The organism is Ulvibacterium sp., assembly GCF_965228935.1.
Classification (GTDB): Bacteria; Bacteroidota; Bacteroidia; order Flavobacteriales; family Flavobacteriaceae; genus Ulvibacterium.
Window position 1 is genome coordinate 1027229 of the sequence record NZ_OZ245846.1, and the last position, 20171, is coordinate 1047399.

At 41.9% G+C, this 20171-nt stretch carries 19 protein-coding genes; 5 read left to right on the plus strand and 14 right to left on the minus strand.

The genetic code is table 11. The features are described 5' to 3' along the window. Positions 1-185 precede the first annotated feature (185 nt). On the plus strand, positions 186-1991 hold the full coding sequence (locus ACO06Y_RS04410; RefSeq protein WP_422082619.1) for a DUF4153 domain-containing protein: 1806 nt from the start codon (positions 186-188) through the stop codon (positions 1989-1991). Position 1992: 1 nt separating this feature from the next. Then, positions 1993-2706, plus strand: coding sequence for a 3'-5' exonuclease (locus tag ACO06Y_RS04415; protein WP_422082620.1), 714 nt, complete (start codon positions 1993-1995; stop codon positions 2704-2706). Positions 2707-2711: 5 nt separating this feature from the next. On the opposite strand, the gene ACO06Y_RS04420 is transcribed toward ACO06Y_RS04415, so the two are convergent. Further along, on the minus strand, positions 2712-3686 hold the full coding sequence (locus ACO06Y_RS04420; RefSeq protein ID WP_422082621.1) for an endonuclease: 975 nt from the start codon (positions 3684-3686) through the stop codon (positions 2712-2714). Between the two features lie 78 nt (positions 3687-3764). Between ACO06Y_RS04420 and hflX the strand changes: the two genes are divergently transcribed. Next, a complete protein-coding gene (gene hflX, locus ACO06Y_RS04425; RefSeq protein ID WP_422082622.1) occupies positions 3765-4976 on the plus strand; it encodes a GTPase HflX in 1212 nt (403 codons plus the stop codon). Between the two features lie 636 nt (positions 4977-5612). Here the strand turns inward: hflX and ACO06Y_RS04430 are convergent. The 13 genes from ACO06Y_RS04430 to ACO06Y_RS04490 form a co-directional block, all read right to left on the minus strand. After that, entirely contained in the window at positions 5613-6545 is a 933-nt protein-coding gene (locus ACO06Y_RS04430; RefSeq protein WP_422082623.1) for a DUF3078 domain-containing protein, read from the minus strand. Positions 6546-6622: 77 nt separating this feature from the next. Beyond that, complete coding sequence (locus ACO06Y_RS04435; protein WP_422082624.1) at positions 6623-7138, minus strand: DUF2480 family protein; 516 nt, start codon at positions 7136-7138, stop codon at positions 6623-6625. Positions 7139-7253: 115 nt separating this feature from the next. Then, positions 7254-7586: a DUF59 domain-containing protein gene (locus tag ACO06Y_RS04440; protein WP_422082625.1), complete on the minus strand. Its 333-nt coding sequence runs from the start codon at positions 7584-7586 to the stop codon at positions 7254-7256. Positions 7587-7591: 5 nt separating this feature from the next. Then, positions 7592-8014 carry a SufE family protein gene (locus ACO06Y_RS04445; RefSeq protein ID WP_422082626.1) on the minus strand — a complete coding sequence of 141 codons (423 nt, stop codon included), beginning with the start codon at positions 8012-8014 and terminating at the stop codon, positions 7592-7594. 74 nt (positions 8015-8088) lie between these two features. Beyond that, on the minus strand, positions 8089-9303 hold the full coding sequence (locus ACO06Y_RS04450) for an aminotransferase class V-fold PLP-dependent enzyme (RefSeq protein WP_422082627.1): 1215 nt from the start codon (positions 9301-9303) through the stop codon (positions 8089-8091). A gap of 94 nt (positions 9304-9397) precedes the next feature. Then, on the minus strand, positions 9398-9982 hold the full coding sequence (locus ACO06Y_RS04455) for an outer membrane protein (protein WP_422082628.1): 585 nt from the start codon (positions 9980-9982) through the stop codon (positions 9398-9400). Positions 9983-10117: 135 nt separating this feature from the next. Beyond that, positions 10118-11434: a Fe-S cluster assembly protein SufD gene (gene sufD / locus ACO06Y_RS04460; RefSeq protein WP_422082629.1), complete on the minus strand. Its 1317-nt coding sequence runs from the start codon at positions 11432-11434 to the stop codon at positions 10118-10120. Between the two features lie 79 nt (positions 11435-11513). Continuing rightward, positions 11514-12266: a Fe-S cluster assembly ATPase SufC gene (sufC, locus tag ACO06Y_RS04465; protein ID WP_422082630.1), complete on the minus strand. Its 753-nt coding sequence runs from the start codon at positions 12264-12266 to the stop codon at positions 11514-11516. A 12-nt stretch (positions 12267-12278) separates the two neighbouring features. After that, positions 12279-13154, minus strand: coding sequence for an N-acyl homoserine lactonase family protein (locus tag ACO06Y_RS04470; RefSeq protein WP_422082631.1), 876 nt, complete (start codon positions 13152-13154; stop codon positions 12279-12281). 70 nt (positions 13155-13224) lie between these two features. After that, the gene (gene sufB, locus ACO06Y_RS04475; protein ID WP_422082632.1) at positions 13225-14670 is read right to left on the minus strand and encodes a Fe-S cluster assembly protein SufB; all 1446 of its coding nucleotides are present in this window, start codon (positions 14668-14670) and stop codon (positions 13225-13227) included. Positions 14671-14727: 57 nt separating this feature from the next. Then, on the minus strand, positions 14728-15057 hold the full coding sequence (locus ACO06Y_RS04480) for a HesB/IscA family protein (RefSeq protein ID WP_120709869.1): 330 nt from the start codon (positions 15055-15057) through the stop codon (positions 14728-14730). A 134-nt stretch (positions 15058-15191) separates the two neighbouring features. After that, positions 15192-16553: a hypothetical protein gene (locus ACO06Y_RS04485; protein ID WP_422082633.1), complete on the minus strand. Its 1362-nt coding sequence runs from the start codon at positions 16551-16553 to the stop codon at positions 15192-15194. A 33-nt stretch (positions 16554-16586) separates the two neighbouring features. Then, complete coding sequence (locus ACO06Y_RS04490; protein WP_422082634.1) at positions 16587-17825, minus strand: choice-of-anchor B family protein; 1239 nt, start codon at positions 17823-17825, stop codon at positions 16587-16589. A gap of 65 nt (positions 17826-17890) precedes the next feature. Here ACO06Y_RS04490 and thiL point away from each other — a divergent pair, with 65 nt between their 5' ends. After that, positions 17891-18937 carry a thiamine-phosphate kinase gene (thiL, locus tag ACO06Y_RS04495; RefSeq protein WP_422082635.1) on the plus strand — a complete coding sequence of 349 codons (1047 nt, stop codon included), beginning with the start codon at positions 17891-17893 and terminating at the stop codon, positions 18935-18937. A 56-nt stretch (positions 18938-18993) separates the two neighbouring features. Then, complete coding sequence (locus ACO06Y_RS04500) at positions 18994-20121, plus strand: helix-turn-helix domain-containing protein (protein WP_422082636.1); 1128 nt, start codon at positions 18994-18996, stop codon at positions 20119-20121. Positions 20122-20171: the final 50 nt, after the last annotated feature.

Genomic DNA, 20171 nt, shown 5'->3' on the forward strand with positions numbered 1-20171 from the left:
AGTAGTTATTTTAGAGGAGATTTCATATTTAACATAGTATTCTTTGAATCAAAAGACCGACCATAAAGTCGGTTTTCGGTTTTTCTCCAAGCAGCTTCCTGCCAAGTGCCTTTCGCAGGGCAAAAAGACAGCGTAGTTCTAGCCTTTGCAAATTTGTTCGTATATTGAGTTCAAGACAATTTCTTATGAAGTTCCCCTCACTCATAGATATTACCGGCAAAGCCCAGAATGCCTTTAAGCGTTTCCCAGTCACCTTGGTTTGGGCCATTCTTGGGTCGTTTTTCTTTATCTTTCTTCTCGAGGACAACTCAGGTGAACTGCTCGAAAAGTACTCCGACCTATTATTAACCCTTTCGTTAGGTGTAAGCTGGCTCATAGGAACACAGTTTTTCCTGGAACAATTGAAAAATCCTAAAAAATGGATCGGTCTAAAGTTGATCGTTTTGGTTCTGTTGTTCCTTTTTTACTGGCATTTACCAGATTTAAGTGTGTCCGATGTTGATCCGACCTATTTTGTCCGTTTTTTTCTCTACTTCATAGCCGGACATCTATTCGTGCTTTTTGCGCCCTTTGCGGTAAAGTGGAATAAAGAGGCCTACTGGAATTATCTAAAATTAGTAGGATATGCCATTATTCGTAGCGCCTTTTTTTCCGGGGTATTGTATTTAGGACTTGTATTGGCATTGTTGGCCATAGATTCGCTGTTCAATGTTGATATTAAAGGAGAACGTTACGGCCAGTTGTTCGTCTTTTGTTTGGGAATCGTGAATACGTGGATCTATCTATCGGATTTTCCAAAGGAAATACTAGGGAATAGAACAATAGCATTTAACAAGGCCTTGGAAGTATTTGTAAAATATATTTTGATTCCTTTGGTACTTCTATACATTCTGATACTATATGCATATGGTTTAAAGATTTTAATCCAATGGGAATTGCCGGAAGGTTGGGTGTCCTACCTGGTAACGGCCCTATCGTTATTGGGTTTTTTGGTACAGATTATCATCAACCCCGTACAGAATTCCATCAAATCATGGGTGATAAACCGATTTTATCCATGGTTTTATCTATTGCTGCTGCCTTTGATCCTCCTACTCTTCGTAGCGATTTTTAGGCGTATTGGGGATTATGGGTTCACGGAAAACCGCTATTTTGTTTTGGTCGGTGCTTTCTGGATTTTGGGCATGGCCATTTACCTTCTTTTTGATGCAAAGAAACGTTTAAAAGTCTTGCCTATATCACTTTTTATCTTGACGATTCTTTCTTCCTTCGGCTTTTGGGGAGCTTTCAGTATTTCAAGGAAGAGCCAAATCCGGGAGTTTCAAAAAGTGTATAAAGAAGTGGCATCCAAAGATAATAGGGCAAGCTCCAAAGAGTATGGACAACTGAAATCCATTCTTTCCTATTTGGATGATCGAAATACATTGTCACAATTGGATGTTGTCACTGGGACCGGGCTATCCCTGCAAGAAATCCTTAAGGATACCGTAGATGGAAAATTAAAAACTTACGGTTGGCTCGATACTGAAAAAGTATTGGATTCCTTGGGGGTTGTTCTGGATCCAAAAGAGCTGGAGCTGGAGAATGTCCATGGGAATTATTATAACTATTATGCCCATGGAAATACCGTTCAAAATTTTGATATCTCCGACTACTCCATTTTCACCAAATTAAGTATCGATGCGAGCACTGCCGATAGCATATCCCTAGGTTCCTGTTTTATGAAGTATCGTTCAAAATTGCCATTATTAACCCTACATGAAAAGGTCGATGGCCAGACCTTCTTGGAAATACCCCTGGAACCCAAACTCAGGGAACTTACCCAGTATGGAAGAAATCTATATTCCATTGACCCTGAAAAACTGGTTATGGAATTCAAGAATGATAGCGCTTTTGCCAAGGTTGTCTTTGCCGATTTGGGCTTTTACGTTAAAAAGGATTCCATTGCAATAAATCATGCCAACGTTTACCTTTTCCTAAAACAACCCTAAGATGTTACAGAAAATCAATTTGGAAGATATCTTGTTTTTGGATATAGAGACCGTTCCACAAAAGGCCACTTTTGAAGAATTGAGCCATACGGAGCAAGAGCTTTGGGAACAAAAAACCCAATACCAGAGAAAGGAGGAGATTACGGCAGCGGAGTTCTATGATCGCGCCGGCATCTGGTCGGAATTTGGAAGGATCATCTGTATTTCCGTAGGTTATTTTAACCTAAAAGAGGGCGTCCGGAACTTTAGGGTAACCTCTTTTCATGGGGAAGAGATAAAAATCCTAAAGGACTTTAAAAACCTTTTGGATGGTCATTTTAGTTTACCAAAACATCTGCTTTGTGGACATAATGGCAAGGAATTCGATTTCCCGTATATCGCAAGGCGCATGCTTGTACACGGCATTTCATTGCCTTACAAACTGAACCTTTTTGGAAAAAAACCATGGGAGGTACCCCATCTGGATACCATGGAACTATGGAAATTTGGGGATTACAAACACTATACCTCTTTAAAGTTATTGGCCCATGTTTTGGGCATTCCCTCACCCAAGGAAGATATTGACGGTAGTAAGGTACGTGAGGTTTACTATGAAGACAACGACTTGGATAGAATTATTTTGTATTGCGAAGGTGATGTAGTGACCACGGCACAGGTTTTTCTGCGCTTGCGAAATGAGGATTTGTTGGAAGATACCGAAATCAAAAAGGTCTAAAATCCTTATCTATTGTACTTCAATTGTATGTATACGGGAAAATGATCGCTATAACCTCCTAAATATTTACGCCCTACATAGGTTCTATAAGGGCTCCCTTTATACTTCCCTGTCCATTCGGTCAAAAAACGGTCGTCAAAGATATTGGCGTGGGCAAAGCTATGGGTCCCTTTTTCATAGTTAAAGAAATTGTGCGAGACCATAATCTGATCAAAAAGACTCCAACTGCGCTTATAATTGGCACTCCCCCTTTCCGGTGAATGTAGCTTTTCCATAGGATTGTACAAGGTGGTGGATTGCATCAAGGTCCGGATACTCTCGGAAGAAGGGTCATCATTAAAATCTCCCATAACGATGTAATTGGGGTCAGGGATTTTCATTTCCAGGGCAGTCATAAATTCCCGTATAGTCTCGGCCGCCTGTACGCGTTTATATCCGGTCTCTACCTTACCGCTCCTACGGGAAGGCCAGTGGTTTACAAAAATATGGACTTCTTCCCCGTTTAATTTTCCATGAACGTATAGAATATCCCTAGTAGTATCCCGTAACCCATCCAGTTCATAGACCAACAAGGCGATAGGTTCCGAATGGAGTACTTCAAAACTGCTTTTGTGATAAATCAATGCCGTATCGATACCACGTTCATCCGGGGAGTCATAATGTACATAACCATAATCGATACCTTGTAAAGGTTCCGATGTAATAAGGTCGTCCATAACCGTTTTGTTCTCCACTTCGGCGACCCCCACCAGGACAGGTGGGTTTTGGGCAGATTCGTTCCCGATTTCGGAAATGGTCTTGGCCAATTTGCTTACTTTCTTTTGATATCGCCTATCTGACCATTTTTTAGGTCCTTTTGGTGTAAAGTCATCGTCCAAGGTATCCGGGTCATCTACCGTATCAAATAAATTTTCTAGATTATAAAACGCTATCGTATGTAGCTGTTTGCTTTTCTTTCTCTTAAAAAATGAAAAAAGCATGCATTCTCTTTTTTGGGAAGCTCAATTTACGAAAATAGCTTGGCCCATATTGCTTAAATTTGCACTTTGCAATTTCATATGTTAGAAAAGCAGCACATAGATCATGAGCAGGCCGTTTTAATCGGCGTTATCAATAGGGGGCAAAACGAGGAAAAGGTAACCGAATACCTGGATGAACTGGAGTTTTTGACCTATACCGCCGGTGGAGAGGTAACCAAACGTTTTGTACAGCGCGTAGAAGTTCCCAATCCCAGAACCTATATTGGCAGTGGAAAGATGAAGGAGGTAGAGACCTACGTCAAAGAGCACGAAATAGGATCCGTTATTTTTGACGATGAGCTCACCCCTGCCCAGCAAAACAATATCGAAAAGCTGTTGCGCTGCAAAATCCTGGATCGTACGGGACTTATCCTGGATATTTTTGCCCAACGTGCACAGACCAGTTATGCCCGTACCCAGGTAGAGCTGGCCCAATATGAGTATCTATTGCCACGACTGACCGGCCTATGGACCCACTTGGAACGCCAACGTGGAGGTATCGGGATGCGCGGCCCGGGGGAAACGGAAATTGAAACGGACCGTCGTATCGTTCGGGACCGGATTTCCTTATTAAAAAAGAAGCTTGCCAAGATAGACAAGCAAATGGAGACCCAACGCGGTAACCGAGGTTCATTGGTGCGCGTAGCGCTCGTAGGCTATACCAATGTCGGTAAATCCACTTTAATGAACGTAATAAGTAAAAGCGATGTTTTTGCCGAGAACAAACTTTTTGCCACTTTGGACACCACAGTACGGAAAGTGGTCATTGGCAACCTTCCTTTTTTGCTGAGCGATACGGTAGGCTTCATTCGGAAACTTCCGACCCAATTGGTGGAGAGCTTTAAAAGTACCTTGGATGAGGTACGGGAAGCGGATTTATTGCTGCACGTAGTGGATATCTCCCACCCCCAATTTGAAGAGCATATAGATTCCGTAAACCAGATTTTGGATGAGATCAATAGTGCCGAAAAGCCGATGATAATGGTTTTCAATAAAATAGACCAATATTCACATGAGACCTTGGACGAAGATGATTTGGTGACCGAAAGAACTTCAAGACACTTTACCATGGAAGAGTGGAAACGGACATGGATGCAGCGTCTAGGCGATAATGTGCTTTTTATTTCCGCCCTGAACAAGGATAATTTGGATGAGTTTCGAAGCAAGGTATATCATGCTGTTAGGGAAATCCATGTAAGTAGATTCCCCTATAATAATTTCCTATATCCGGAAAATCTCGATTACGGGTAGCACGATTTTTTGCTTGAAAAGGATGCCGTTCATCGATGAAATCGGTCGGTTAATTTTTTCACCACAAATTAGGCTCGGTTCACAACAATAATTTAGAACTATCGGATATCCGTACTACATTTACAGTGTAATTAAGTGATAGTGTTGACCCCAAACCGACACCTTGAACTTAACCAAAAGAGAATGGAGGTTTCCCCAAAAACCAAAATTCAAACCTACAAGCTTAAGACCAAATTTTACATTAACCTACTTAACTAAAAAATGGCCCGTACCCCACAGTCCGGGCTTTTTTTATTTTCAAAAAATCAAAGTGCTTATCATGCATTTCATCGATGATACAACACATTTTAACGTTGTTCACAACAAATAGCATTCCTTTCACAACAAAAATTTAAGCATGGTACTCCGTAAAACTACATTAGCAATGTATTTAAAGGTTTAATCATTGTCCCAGAAGAGAACGTAACTTAACGGAAATTGATCCCAATAGCTATTGGGATGGCACCGCCTAAATCTTTACCGAATATTGAGTTCGATTTTATTTGACTGTGCAAACAAATTAAATGTATCCTACTTAACGGAAAAGGCCCGACGATTATGTCGGGCCTTTTACTTTCTAACAAGAAACCCTGTATTTTAAAAAGAATAGTTGAGTCCAAAGATCCAGTAGGTCTGCAAATCATTGTCAATGCTATCAAAGGTTGCATCAGGATCTGGGGTAGGCGCTTTGTTTATGGCATAATCCAAGGCTTCCTGTTTATTGTTCCTAAGACCGAATTCGAACCCAAGTCCTATGCCGTTCCATAAAGTATATCCAAAAGAGTTGATCCATGTCCAGTTGGAAAGATCCCCATTTTCATAGCTCTGGAAGGTAGAGAAATTGGTCTTAAAGTTAATATCCCCTATTTGTCGGGTATAATCCACCAAGATTTTGGCCCCGGACGAAGATTCATAAATGTCATCCTCACTACTGAAAACAAAATTATAGTTAAGTGGATGAATAACCACGACCATATCCGTAATGGGTGTCCAAGTGGCCCCGATTCCCAAATCCAGATAACCGGGATCGTTGAAGTTATTTATAATCGTGGTCCGGTATTCGCCCAAAGCCGAGATTGCAAATTTCTCGCTCAATTTGTACCCATAAAGGGACGTGAGGTTAAAAACATCCGTGGTACCGTTGAAGCCCTCATCGTCGGTATCACTATCCTTATCGTCCAACTTTACCCATTGCAGATTAATATTTCCCGAATTTCTCCAAAAAAACTTTTCCTGGTTCAGGTTGGCAAAGGCATTAAGGGTAGCTCCAATGTTTCCGGAAGAGTTGTTGGGCGTTCCCTGGGCATACCAATTGTTGAATCCAGAAATGTTGGCCCCTATAGTTCCAAAGGCACCCTTTTTCCAACCTGGGAAGGCATCAATTTGTCCTTGTAGGGCATCTACCCGCCCTTGAATGTCGGCAATAGAATCCTTTTTGGCCTTCTGTTCGGTCTTGAGCTCTTCAAGTGTCTGTGCCGAAACCGCGGATACCATAAGAAAAGCTGCTAGCGCAAATACTAACTTATTCATAATGTTTAGTGTTTAGTTATAGTTTATGAACTACAAATTTAAACATGTAAACAAATAATGAACAAGGTTGTCAACAATTATTTGCACTTGAAGAGCGGGACGGAAGAGCAGGCTTCACCGTACATAACGCTTTTGGCAACCGTTTGTAGTTTGGCAGTTATCCACAAATAAGCGTTTGGAGGAACGGGTTTATCGGAACATCCTTTAATGATTACCGGTTTATCCCTAAAATCATCAATATCCAAGTTTTCTATTACAGAGTGGAACAGGATGGTCTCCATATCCGTCAACGTTCCCTGGACTACTTTTTTGGCATAAGGTTGCAAACGGGTCATTACCAACATATAGGCCCATCCCGGGACTATGGCATCGGTAGAACAGGTCAGTGCAACATATGAATTCTGATACTGCTCCCAAGTATGATTCGCAACCTGGGCCCTAAATTCCTTTTCCCTAAGAATGAACCCTTCATACAACCAATCCTTGATATCCAAAAGCATCCTTTTGCCTTCCGGATAATACTCTTCCAAATTAAAAGTGACCAATTTGCTTTGAGTCACGCGGTTTACTATGGGTTCTTCTTTAAGTTTCATGTTATTATCCTCAAGTGCTTATCCAAATGATTAACCAAGAAAATTCCAAATTCCAAATTCCAAATTCCAAATTCCAAAACGGGAAATTTTGTACTTCTAAAATTGTATTTCCTATTTAAAGTAGTCCTAACTCCAACTTGGCTTCCTCGCTCATTAAATCTTGGGTCCAGGGAGGGTCAAAGGTAATCTCTACCTCAGCATCACTTACCATGTCCAGGGACTTCACTTTTTCCTCCACTTCAACCGGTAAGGTCTCCGCTACCGGGCAGTTGGGCGATGTTAAGGTCATTAAGATCTTTACCTCATTGTCCTCATTTACAAAAACATCGTATATGAGGCCCAGTTCATAAATATCAACAGGGATTTCAGGATCGTAAATGGTCTTCAGCACCTTTACGATTTTCTCCCCCAATTCCTGGGTATCAATTTTGGTTATTTCCTCACTCATTTTTCCTAGTTTAATTGTGTTTGATAGGCCACCGCATATAGTTTTAGCTGCTTGATCATGCTGACCAATCCATTGGCCCGTGTGGGCGATAAATGTTCCTTAAGACCTATTTCATCAATGAAATCGGTTTCCGCATTTATGATATCCTGAGGTTTTTGATTGCTGAACGATCGTATTAAAATAGCTATGATGCCCTTGGTGATAATGGCATCACTATCCGCGGTAAACACCAATTTGTCATCCTCCAACTCGGCATGTACCCATACCTTGCTTTGGCAGCCCTTGATAATGTTGTCGTCGGTCTTATATTTTTCCTCTATCAAAGGAAGTGACTTGCCTAGTTCTATCATGTATTCGTACCGTTGCATCCAATCATCAAATAAGGAAAACTCGTCCACAATTTCCTCCTGAATTTCTTCAATGGTCATATATTGATTTTCGGTAAAAATACAACAAGAATCGATGGTTATCAACAATTTAAGAGAATGATAACTTCGCTTGTTTAGAGCAACATGGATTTTGCCCGTCGAACACCTTCCACCAAAACATCGACTTCTTCCTTGGTATTGTAAAAGCTAAAGCTGGCGCGTACCGTTCCCGGAATCTTGTAAAAATCCATTATGGGTTGGGCGCAGTGATGCCCCGTGCGTACTGCAATGCCCAATTTATCCAAAATGGTTCCTATGTCATAGGGATGAATGCCCTCAATATTAAAGGAAATTACGGAAGTCTTATTCTTGGCGGTGCCATAAATTCTGAGGCCATCGATTTCCAATAATTTCTGGGTAGCGTAATCCAATAGTTCGTTTTCGTATTCAGCTATGGCCTCAAGTCCAATGGCATTCATGTAGTCCAAAGCTGCCCCAAAAGCAATTCCGCCACAAATGTTTGGGGTTCCTGCCTCAAATTTGTGGGGCAAATCAGCATAGGTAGTCTTTTCAAAAGTAACTTCGGCTATCATTTCCCCACCCCCTTGATACGGAGGCAGGGCATTGAGCCATTTTTCTTTTCCGTATAACATGCCCACTCCTGTAGGCCCGCACATCTTATGGGCGGAGACCGTGTAGAAATCTACGTTCAGCTCCTGAAGATTCGCCTTGATATGTGGAGCTGCCTGAGCACCATCGATCAAAACTGCGGCTCCTACTTCATGTGCCTTATCAATGATTTCCTGAATCGGGTTAATGGTTCCCAAAGCATTGGAAACATGGTTGCAAAATACGAGCTTGGTCCTGTCCGAAAGCAATTGTTCATATGCGTCCATTTCCAATTCCCCGTCCAGGCTCATAGGGATTACCCTTAGAACCGCCCCCGTTCTTTCGGCCAGCATTTGCCACGGTACAATATTGGAATGGTGTTCCATGGCCGAAACCAGTATTTCATCCCCTTGCCTTAAAAACGAGGAAAATCCGTTGGCTACTAAATTTATGGCATGGGTGGTTCCGGACGTAAAAATAATCTCATGGGCCTTGGCGATTTTAAAATGCTCCTGAATCTTTTTTCGTGCCTCTTCATACTTGTCCGTAGCTTCCTGGGACAATGCATGTACCCCTCTATGAATGTTGGCATTGTAGTTGCCATAATACGCTACAATAACATCGATTACCTGTTGGGGGGTCTGCGAAGTGGCCGCATTATCCAAATACACCAAGGGTTTGCCATTGACTTTTCGGGTGAGTATGGGGAAATCGCCTCGGATTTTTTTTACATCGAACATAGCAATTCAGTTAAACTGTAAAGATACCTACTATTTGGAAACTTATTGGCCTACTCGGGAATGGAAGAGAAAGAATTTACAGGGAACAAGATTCTTAAAAACGAAATCCAACACCTAACTTAATGATATCTACATTCTCATTTATTTCAACATCAAAAGCTTCACCTCCCTGTTCAAAGGTATCCCTAATATTTAGACGAGTAAAGTCATATTGCGCCTTTACAAAAAAGCGTTTTGTGATATCGTAGGAAATCCCAAGATTCAAATTTAAACCGCCATTTGAATCACTATTGTCGGAAATAATCTCTCCATTTTCCTCGACCTCTACACCTGAATTCCATATGGAATATCCGACACCAAGGGAAGGGCGAAATCTCATTAACTTCAGTTCCGTAAAAACCCTTGGTTGTAAATAAAATGCTTCACCAACTATTTTAATATTTGAATTCCTACCATTTACATTTCGGAAAATTCCACCATTAATCCCTACGCCAATATCAAAAACCCCTAGGCTTATAAATCTGTAATTGAGACCTAAATCCAATAATCCATTATAATCCTGGAGATAATCGTCCCCAAGCAATATTGGATAATTTGCTTCCACACCCCAATTTTTATCTTGGGAAATTGCTTGTAGGGATAAAAGTAATAAAAGACCTAAGAGTAATTTTTTTGTCATTTTGCTTGTTTTTTGATTAGAAAATTTTCTATGTCGCTAAACTAGCAGAAATGACATGTCCGAAAATATAAGGTCCTGTTAATTCAATACGAACATCCGTTAAACCTAACTTAATAAATCCTTAAAATCGATAATCTAAAGATCAAATCCCAAATTAACCCCTAATTTATTGGCAATAAGTTTGTTGATCCTGGTCTTCAGCTCAGGAATCCGTACGCTTTCCAGAACATTATTGGCAAAGGCATACATCAATAAGGCCCTGGCTTCCTTTTTGGGAATACCCCGGGATTGTAGATAAAAAAGTGCCTCCTCGTCCAACTGGCCAATAGTACAACCATGCGAACATTTTACGTCGTCCGCGAAAATCTCTAACTGGGGTTTTGTGTTGATAGTGGCCCTGTCACTGATCAGGATATTATTATTTTGCTGAAAGGCATTTGTCTTTTGGGCTATCTTATCCACAATAATCTTTCCGTTAAACACGCCGGTAGAACTCTCCCCGTAAATGCCTTTGTAATCTTGATGACTTTCGCAATTCGGTTCTATATGATGTACCAAGGTATGATGGTCCACATGCTGCTTTTCTCCCAATATGGTGACCCCCTTCATGGTAGAGTCTATATATTCTCCGTTCTGATAGAAGTTAAGGTTATTCCTTGTCAACTTCCCCCCAAAGGAAAAGGTATGTACCTTAACCACGCTCTTATCCTTTTGATCGATATAGGTATTATCTATCAACGAAGAAGAAGCCGTATCGTTCTGTACCTTGTAATAATCAACAATAGCATTTTCCGCGGCAAAAATCTCCGTAACACAATTGGTCAACACTTCATTACTGGTTAAGCTCTGATGCCGTTCTATAACCTGCAATTCGGCGTTCTCCTCCACCACGATCAAATTCCGTGGTTGCAACATCAATGAAGCTTCGTTCCCGGTGGCAAAATGCACGATCTCTACCGGTTTTTTGGGCATTTTGTTCTTTGGAATATAAATATAAGCCCCCTCCCTGCTGAACGCCGTATTCAAGGTAGTCAGGGATTCGTCGTTGGACGCCACTTTGTTGAAGTAAACATCGATTACCGGCTTGTACATAGGCTTGGTAAGGGCAGAACTCATTAAACAAATATCCACGCCATCATGTGTGGTCTCGGATAAAAAGGAGCTATAAATACCATCTACAAATACTATTTTGTAGGTATCCATTTCGTGTAGGAAATACTTTTTAACATCCTTATATTCCAAGGCACTGACTTCCTTGGGAAAAATGCTGAAGTTCACCTTTTGAAGGCTATTCAACGAGGTATATTTCCAAGCTTCCAGCTTCTTGTTCGGGAATCCCTTCGTCTCAAAATTCTTCATTGCCTCAACACGAACATCATGAACAGGATGATCAATATCCACATTGCTTTCGAAAGCCATGAAGGATGATATGAGTTTATCTTTTAAATCCATTTTTTAGTATTCAGTAAATAGTATTCGGTATTTGGTAAGCTATGTATCTAACTTCCGGCCAACTTCTTACAGATTACAATTAAACCACAGCTTCGTTTTTGATCCAATCGTATCCTTTTTCTTCCAACTCCAAGGCCAGTTCCTTGGGACCGGACTTTACAATCTTTCCTTCATGGAGTACATGTACAAAATCCGGTACAATGTATTCCAATAGACGCTGGTAGTGGGTAATGACGATAACCGCATTTTCCTTACTTCTCAACTTATTTACACCATTCGCCACGATACGAAGTGCATCGATGTCCAAACCGGAATCCGTTTCGTCCAGAATGGCCAGTTTGGGCTCCAACATCGCCATTTGGAAGATTTCATTCCTTTTCTTTTCACCTCCCGAGAAACCTTCGTTCAAGGATCTGGACAAGAACTTTCGATCTATATCCAGAAGTTCCGACTTCTCACGGATCAGTTTCAACATTTGATTGGCGGGCATCTCCTCCAAGCCCTTTGCTTTTCTGGATTCGTTAATCGCCGTTTTCATGAAGTTAGTAACGGTTACCCCTGGAATTTCAACAGGATATTGAAAAGACATAAAAATTCCTTTGTGGGCACGTTCTTCAGGAGCATAGTCCTCCAAATCCTCCCCATCCAAAGCTACGGTGCCTTCGGTAACCTCAAATTCCTCCTTGCCTGCAATCACTGCTGCCAAGGTACTTTTACCGGAACCGTTGGGGCCCATTATGGCATGTACTTCCCCCGCATTTACCTCGAGGTTGATGCCATTCAATATTTCATTTCCTTCTACACCTGCATGCAGGTTACTTATCTTTAGCATAGTTATTTCAATTTATTTCAAATATTCTGGTGCCTTAGGCATCTCATTAAAGTCTTTTTTGGAATGTTGTAAATATACCTTGGCCTTTTTCTCCTCGGCAAACGCCTCAAAGGCATCCATACTGGCCCTGGTCTTGGATATATCATGATTGAAAATAGGGACTCTTTTAAACTTTCTATTATCGGAAAAATGATAGAGATCTCCTGTTAAGAGCAAGGGGCCGTGGTCTGCTAAGTCTACGTACAATACCTGATGGCCCGGGGTATGGCCCGGCATAAACTTTATAATTACACTACCGTCCCCAAACACATCAAAATCACCCTTTAGCTTCTTAATACGGGTCAATCCTTTGATAGCATTGTAGCTATCCGCATTGTTTTTCCGGGTTTCCTTACTGGTTATAAAATCATATTCCGCTTCTTGAACCAACCAGGTCGACTCCTTAAAAACATTGGCATGACCACTATGGTCAAAATGGGTGTGGGACAATGCTATATATTTAAAATCTTCCGGAGTTAACCCGATACTTTTCAGTTGATTGATTACGGAATCCTTTCTGGAAACCGTAAATGCCCCGTCGGGAGAGGTATAGGGTTCCTTAAGCCCGACCAGATTCTCAGGAAGGCCTGCATCCCACATTAAATTCCCATCCGGATGGCTGATAACATAAAACGCATCCGCGAATTCCGTACTTTGTCCTTCATAGGTGCCATCCTGCGAAAAAAGTCCCAGCTTATTTACCTGTACGGTACCCCCGTCAAAAACATAAAGCTTTATTTCCGGTATTGATGTCTCAAAGTCGGATGAATCGGTATGGGCCATTTCCTTTTTTTGCTCCTTACAGGCAATCAAGGCTAACCCCAATACAATTATTAAAAGCTTTTTCATTTTTATACTGTCCTTAGGGGAAGTCAAAACCCCAAAACCCCCATCAAAAAAGGGAGATAATCAAAATATCCTATCCTACGGACCCTTCTAAACTTATTTCCAGCAATTTTTGGGCCTCTACGGCGAATTCCATCGGTAATTTGTTCAATACCTCCTTACTGAAACCATTTACGATTAGGGCGATGGCCTTTTCCGTGTCAATGCCCCTTTGGTTACAGTAAAAGATTTGATCCTCTCCGATTTTACTTGTAGTGGCCTCGTGCTCTATCTGGGCCGATTTATTCTTGGCCTCGATGTAGGGAAAGGTATGGGCACCACACTCATTGCCCATCAAAAGGGAATCGCACTGCGAAAAATTCCGTGCATTTTCCGCCCTACTATTTACCTGTACCAAACCTCTATAACTGTTCTGCGATTGCCCTGCTGAGATACCCTTGGATATAATAGTACTTCGGGTATTCTTGCCCAAATGTACCATTTTTGTTCCGGTATCCGCCTGTTGAAAATTATTGGTCACGGCAATGGAATAAAACTCTCCAATGGAATTATTCCCTTTCAGAACACAGGAAGGATATTTCCAGGTTATGGCGGAACCTGTCTCTACTTGGGTCCAGGAAATCTTAGCGTTATTTTCACATAATCCTCTTTTGGTCACAAAATTGTAGACGCCTCCTTTACCCTCCTTATCCCCGGGAAACCAATTTTGTACCGTTGAGTATTTTATTTCGGCATTGTCCAATGCGATAAGCTCAACAACGGCTGCATGCAATTGGTTTTCATCACGGGACGGAGCGGTACAACCTTCCAGATAACTAACATAACTACCCTCGTCCGCTATGACCAAAGTCCGTTCGAACTGGCCTGTGCCCGCCTGATTTATCCGAAAATATGTAGAGAGTTCCATGGGGCATTTTACCCCTTTGGGGATGTAGCAGAAACTCCCGTCCGAAAATACCGCCGAGTTTAGGGCCGCATAAAAGTTATCTTTTTGGGGAACGACCGTGCCTATGTATTTCTTGACGAGTTCCGGATGTTCCTGTATGGCCTCCGAAATGGAACAAAAAATAATGCCCTTTTCTGCTAGGGTCTTTTTAAAGGTAGTGGCCACGGAAACGGAGTCCATAACGATATCTACCGCAACACCCGCCAACTTTTTCTGTTCGTCAAGGGAAATCCCCAATTTTTTAAAAGTCTCCAATAATTCGGGATCTACCTCGTCCAAACTGTTGTATTTGGGTTTTTTATTCGGTGCCGAATAATAGGATATGTCCTGAAACTCAGGTTTTTTGTAGTGAATGTTGGCCCATTCAGGTTCAACCATTTCCTTCCAGTACCGATAAGATTCCAAACGCCATTCCGTCATCCAGTCGGGTTCTTCCTTTTTCTTGGAAATAGCTATTACGATTTCCTCGCTAAGACCCTTGGGAAGGGTATCCGATTCAATATCCGTATAGAAACCATACTCGTATTCCTTGGTTTCCAGTTCTTTTTTTAATTCCTCTTCAGTATATGCCATTTTTTTCGATTAGTTAGTTTGGAAATGCTTCGATTTGAAGATTATCCCATCTTCAAATTAGAGTGAAAAACTCTCACCACATCCACAGGTTCTTTGGGCGTTGGGATTGTTGAATACAAAGCCCTTGCCGTTTAATCCTCCTGAATATTCCAAGGTAGTACCCACGAGATACAGAAAACTCTTTTTATCCACAATGATGCGAACATCGTTATCCTCAAAAACCTTATCGGCTTCATCTACCTTATTATCAAAATTCAATTCATAGGACAAACCGCTACAACCTCCGCTTTTTACGCCCACGCGAACATAGTCCTTGGAAGCATCAAAACCTTCCTCTGTCATTAAAGTGACAACTTTTTGCTTGGCCGTTTCCGATACTTGAATCATATCTTAATTGGATTTATTCTAAATAGTTAAACAAATATAAGTTATCGTGGGGTTTTTACCACATTTCCTAACATTATTATAACGTATAAAAGTATAAGATTAACTTATGGGATAAACCTACTTGGAAAAGAAAATTACTTGATTTTAATTAAGACCAAGTCTGTCTTTCCCTTACCTTGAAGTTCTAGGAAGCCAGGGTCGTCCATCTCTCCGACCAGGAGAATCCCTCCATCCTGACTTTGAAGGGCATCAAATCCAAAGTCCAATCCGGCCCCTCCATAACTATCTTGCCAAATCAGAGTACCATCGGCATCGGTCTTAATGACCCAAATATCATTTTCTCCATTATTCCCAGTGAGGTCGGTATCCGAGCTTTTGGAGTTTCCGGAGATTATAAATCCCCCGTCCCTCGCCAAACTTATATTTTCGGCGGCATCGAATTGGGAACCTCCAAAAGTTTTTTCCCACAACAAATTTCCGGAATCATCAATTTTTATCATCCAAACATCGGATTCCCCGTTATTTTGGGAAACATCGGTATCGGTACTAAAGGTATGTCCCGTAATTATGTAATCCCCGTCTTCGGTTTTTACAATGTCCCGTGAAACTTCAATTCCAGTACCCCCAAATGAACGTTCCCAAGCCAAATTGCCCTGGGCGTTGATTTTTAGCACCCAGAAATCATAGCTGCCCTTAGTATTGGAGATATCAAAATCATCACTTTCCGAAAACCCGGCCATAACAAAGCCGCCATCATCCGCCTGCACCACTGCGTGGGCCCTATCATTATTGGTTCCCCCAAAATATCTTCGCCACTCTATGTTGCCTTGTGCATCGATCTTGGTTCCCCAAAACTCTCCTACACCATGCCGTGTAAGGGAATAGCCCTTTTCCTCATATCCATCCGCCCTTGCCGCCGTAATGTCCAAAAAACCAATAAAAAAATACCCTCCATCACTGGTCTGCAATACGTCATAGGAATGATCATGCCCGGAAAATCCATAACTCTGTTCCCACTCAATATTTCCCGTAGCATCCAACTTAACGATCCAATTGTCATGAAAACCTTCATTGTTACTTCCATCCCCATCGCTGCTCATGGCGTAGCCGGTGATGACATAACCGCCGTCCATGGTCTGCACCACGCATTGCCCTCTATCATCCATACTGCCTCCATAGGTTTTGCTCCATTGCAAATTGCCGTCGACATCCAATTTCAACAACCAATAATCGTTTACCTCCAAAGTTTTGTCCGCAAGATCCCCATCGATACTATTGGTGTATCCCAATATGGCATAGCCTCCATCCGATGTGGTAATCAGGGTTCTCGGGGTGTCCTCTCCCGATCCGCCAAAACTCCTTACCCAATCAATTTTGCCCTCAAAACTATCTTCTTCCTCTGTTTCCGTGGGTCGATTTTCCCCAAACTCATTTTCGGAGTCCGTGGAGCAGCTTATTGAGCCTATCAAAAAAAATAAAACGATTACCTTCTTCATTACTATCTGTTTTCAAGACTTGGGGTAACTATTTCAATCCGATTTCCGGATTACGAAAAGTCCTGAATTCGTATCACTAACAATGATTTTTCCACTTTCAAAATACGGGTAAACGCTCCATACTCCCTCAAACCCTGGAGTGTCATTTTGGGGATAGGTATCAAAAAAGCCCTCCTCAACTACATTGCTATTTGCTATGTCCGAAATATCAAGGACACGGATTCCGGCCGTGTAATTGGCCAGGAAGAATTGATTTCCCTTTACATATCCATTGTGGTCTGTAGCACTGGTCGGTCCCAAATACGTATGATGCAATACGGGTTGATCCAAATCCGTGAAATCAAAAATTAGTGTTCGGGACTGGAAACCAAAACTTATTTCGTCCGTTTCGTCTCCAAGTATAAAGTAGCTCTGGTTCTCAGTGAACCATCCTTGATGGGTATAACCGATATTACTGTACTGTATGGTTGCTATTTCCGAAGGATTTGCCTTATCAGTAACATCGGCAATCACTATTCTGTTTTCATTGGAACCAACGTAGATTTCCCTACCCCTATAATCCACGTCCGGTCCGTTATAGGTGACCACCTGCGCATCATGTGAATATCCATTGGCACCATAACCGCCAGCCGAAACCGGACTTTTAGGGTCTTGGACATCCACAAAGTGGGCCCCGCCGTTAAAAGCATCGTCCCGAGCCGTACCCACGGGATAGGCAAATCCGGTATCCTCATTAATCACTACATTATGTGCATTGCCGAACCCAGTGTATATCGCATCCTCATCGAAGGTCTGCGGTGGATCGGCTACGTTTCGCAATCTGGTAAGATCAAAGACCTGCATACCATGGCCATTGGCTTCGGAAACAATAAATGCATGGTCATTAAAAACCTTTACATCACGCCAAATACTGGCTACCGTTGCAGTTGGCAATTTTCCCAAATACACTAAATTCTCGGTATCGGAAATATCTACAAAGGCCGTTCCGTTATCCAACCCCATTAAGGCATACTCCTTGCCGGTGGAACCGTCCGTCCATCCCCAAATATCATTTCCAGAACTTGCTCCAAAATCCGACAACGAAATTCGCCCCAATAAATCATACCCATCACACGCAAAAGATCCAGCGGTACCATTCTCACAAGGGGTAAAACCAACCGCATCATCCATATTGTCCTGCGGTGCTTGATTATCCGAATTGTTATTGTCATCGCCGTTGGAACAAGCGGAAAAAAAGAGAACACAAAATAAAAGTGTGAAGAACCGATTCATAGCCTAATTCAAGTTCTTTTCCAATAAAGATACTATTTATATTATATCCTCCTTATTTTTGCGGAATGCTGGAAAACAAGAATCAGGAACGCACCTCCTTGGAGCAATTGGGAGAATTTGGATTAATAGATCATTTGACAAAGGACTTCCCCATTAATCTAAAATCGACCATAAAAGGTATTGGCGATGATGCCGCCGTGCTCAATTTTGAGGATACAAGAACAGTAGTCACCAATGATTTGTTGATCGAAGGGGTTCATTTTGACCTCAGCTATATGCCCTTAAAACATCTGGGATACAAATCAGTAGTAGTAAACCTGTCCGATGTCTATGCCATGAATGCCAAGGCCTCTCAAATTTTGGTATCCATTGCGGTCTCTAACAGATTTCCCTTGGAAGCGCTCGAAGAATTTTACGAAGGCATTGCCCTGGCCTGTAACTTTTATAATGTGGATTTGGCTGGTGGGGATACCACTTCCTCCACAAAGGGCATGCTTATTAGTGTAACCGCAATCGGAGAGGCAAAGGAAGGGAACATTGTATACCGCAACGGGGCGAAACCGAACGACTTACTTGTCGTTACCGGAGATTTGGGCGGAGCATATATGGGCCTACAAGTACTTGAGCGGGAAAAGGAAGTCTTTAAGGTAAACCCCAATAGCCAACCCGATCTGGAACCTTATTCCTATATCGTGGAACGTCAACTGAAACCCGAGGCTCGAAAGGATATGATCGAGCTTTTGGAGAACCTGCAGGTTATGCCAACGGCAATGATAGACATTAGTGATGGCCTATCCTCGGAAATACTACATCTCTGTAAACAGAGCCAAGTGGGGTGTAAGCTGTTCGAGAATAAGATTCCTTTGGATCCTACCGTCATATCTGCTTGTGAGGAGTTTAAAATGGATAGTACCTTAGTGGCGCTCAGTGGCGGTGAGGATTACGAATTGCTCTTTACTATTGACCAAAAAGACTTTGACAAAATCAAAGGCAATCCAAATTTGACCATCATTGGGCATATGACGGATGAATCGCTAGGTGCCCACTTAATTACACGGGGCGAAAACCAAATTCCATTAACCGCTCAAGGATGGAATTCTTTTTCCGGATAATAATCCCCGGCCTATCTTAAAATGTGTTAGTTTGTAGTTCGGAATAATACATTTTTATGGAAATTATCCTGAACGCAGGCTTGGGTATTGGCACCCTAATGTTTCTGCTTCTGCTGTTTAAAAGGGACAAAAAACAAGAGGACTACTTTTTTCTGTGTTGGATAGTGGTTACGCTAGGCCAAATCGCCTTTTATGGAGTTACCATTTACCGTTTTGAACTCCAGAGTGTTTGGGCCATCGCCTCCTTTGGATTACCGTTATTGGGCGCACCTCTACTATTTCTCTATATTCTGGCATTGACAGGGCGTTCCGTAACATGGAAAATTCTTTTGGCACATCTTGGTGTTTATCCCATATATATCCTGTTGCTGTTTTTGGTACAAGAGCACGATGGAATTGTCCTTATTGCTTCCAATGGCGTTTTCCGACTTCCACAAAATCCGCCGGTTTGGATGCAGTATTATGCCGTGCCCTTAGCCCTATCCGGACTTTTCTATTGTATTTGGGATTTGATGTTGCTAAGGAAACATAACGAGAATATCGTGGAATTTTTCTCGTTCCAGGAAAAGGTCAACCTTAAGTGGGTGAACTATATTGTCTACTCCTATTTTTTACTTTTTTTGGTGGCTTCCTTCCTGATTTTTGGAGCCATTCATTTTCAACTTTTGCCTATCGAAAGTGCCTTTGCCCTTGTTGGGATAACACTGTGTCTCATGCTAATCGCTTTTGTATTTTATGGATTTCGACAGACTGCGGTTTTTTCCAATATGCATGCTGTCCGTACAATGGATTCAAAAATGGCTCCCTCGGAAAAGGCTTCCTACTCCAAATCGGGACTCACACCGGCAAAAATCGAAATCTTGGCAAATCAACTGAGCACGTATATGGAGCAAGAAAAACCTTTCTTGAACGAAGACCTCAACTTGACCCTCCTTGCAGAACAAAGTCAGATTTCGCCTCCCCATCTTTCACAGGTCATCAATCAATATTTTCAGAAAAACTTTTATGATTTCATCAATCAATATCGCGTAGAAGAGGCAAAGAAGAGATTGCTATCGACAGGTTACCGGCATCTGTCCATTTTGGGAATTGCATTTGACTGTGGCTTTAAATCAAAATCTTCCTTTAATCGCTACTTTAAAAAATATACCGGAACGGCACCTTCGGAATTCAGGAAAAAATAGTGCAATAGGTTTCAGCCCATGGGTTGGGTCGTGTAATCCATGATCCATTT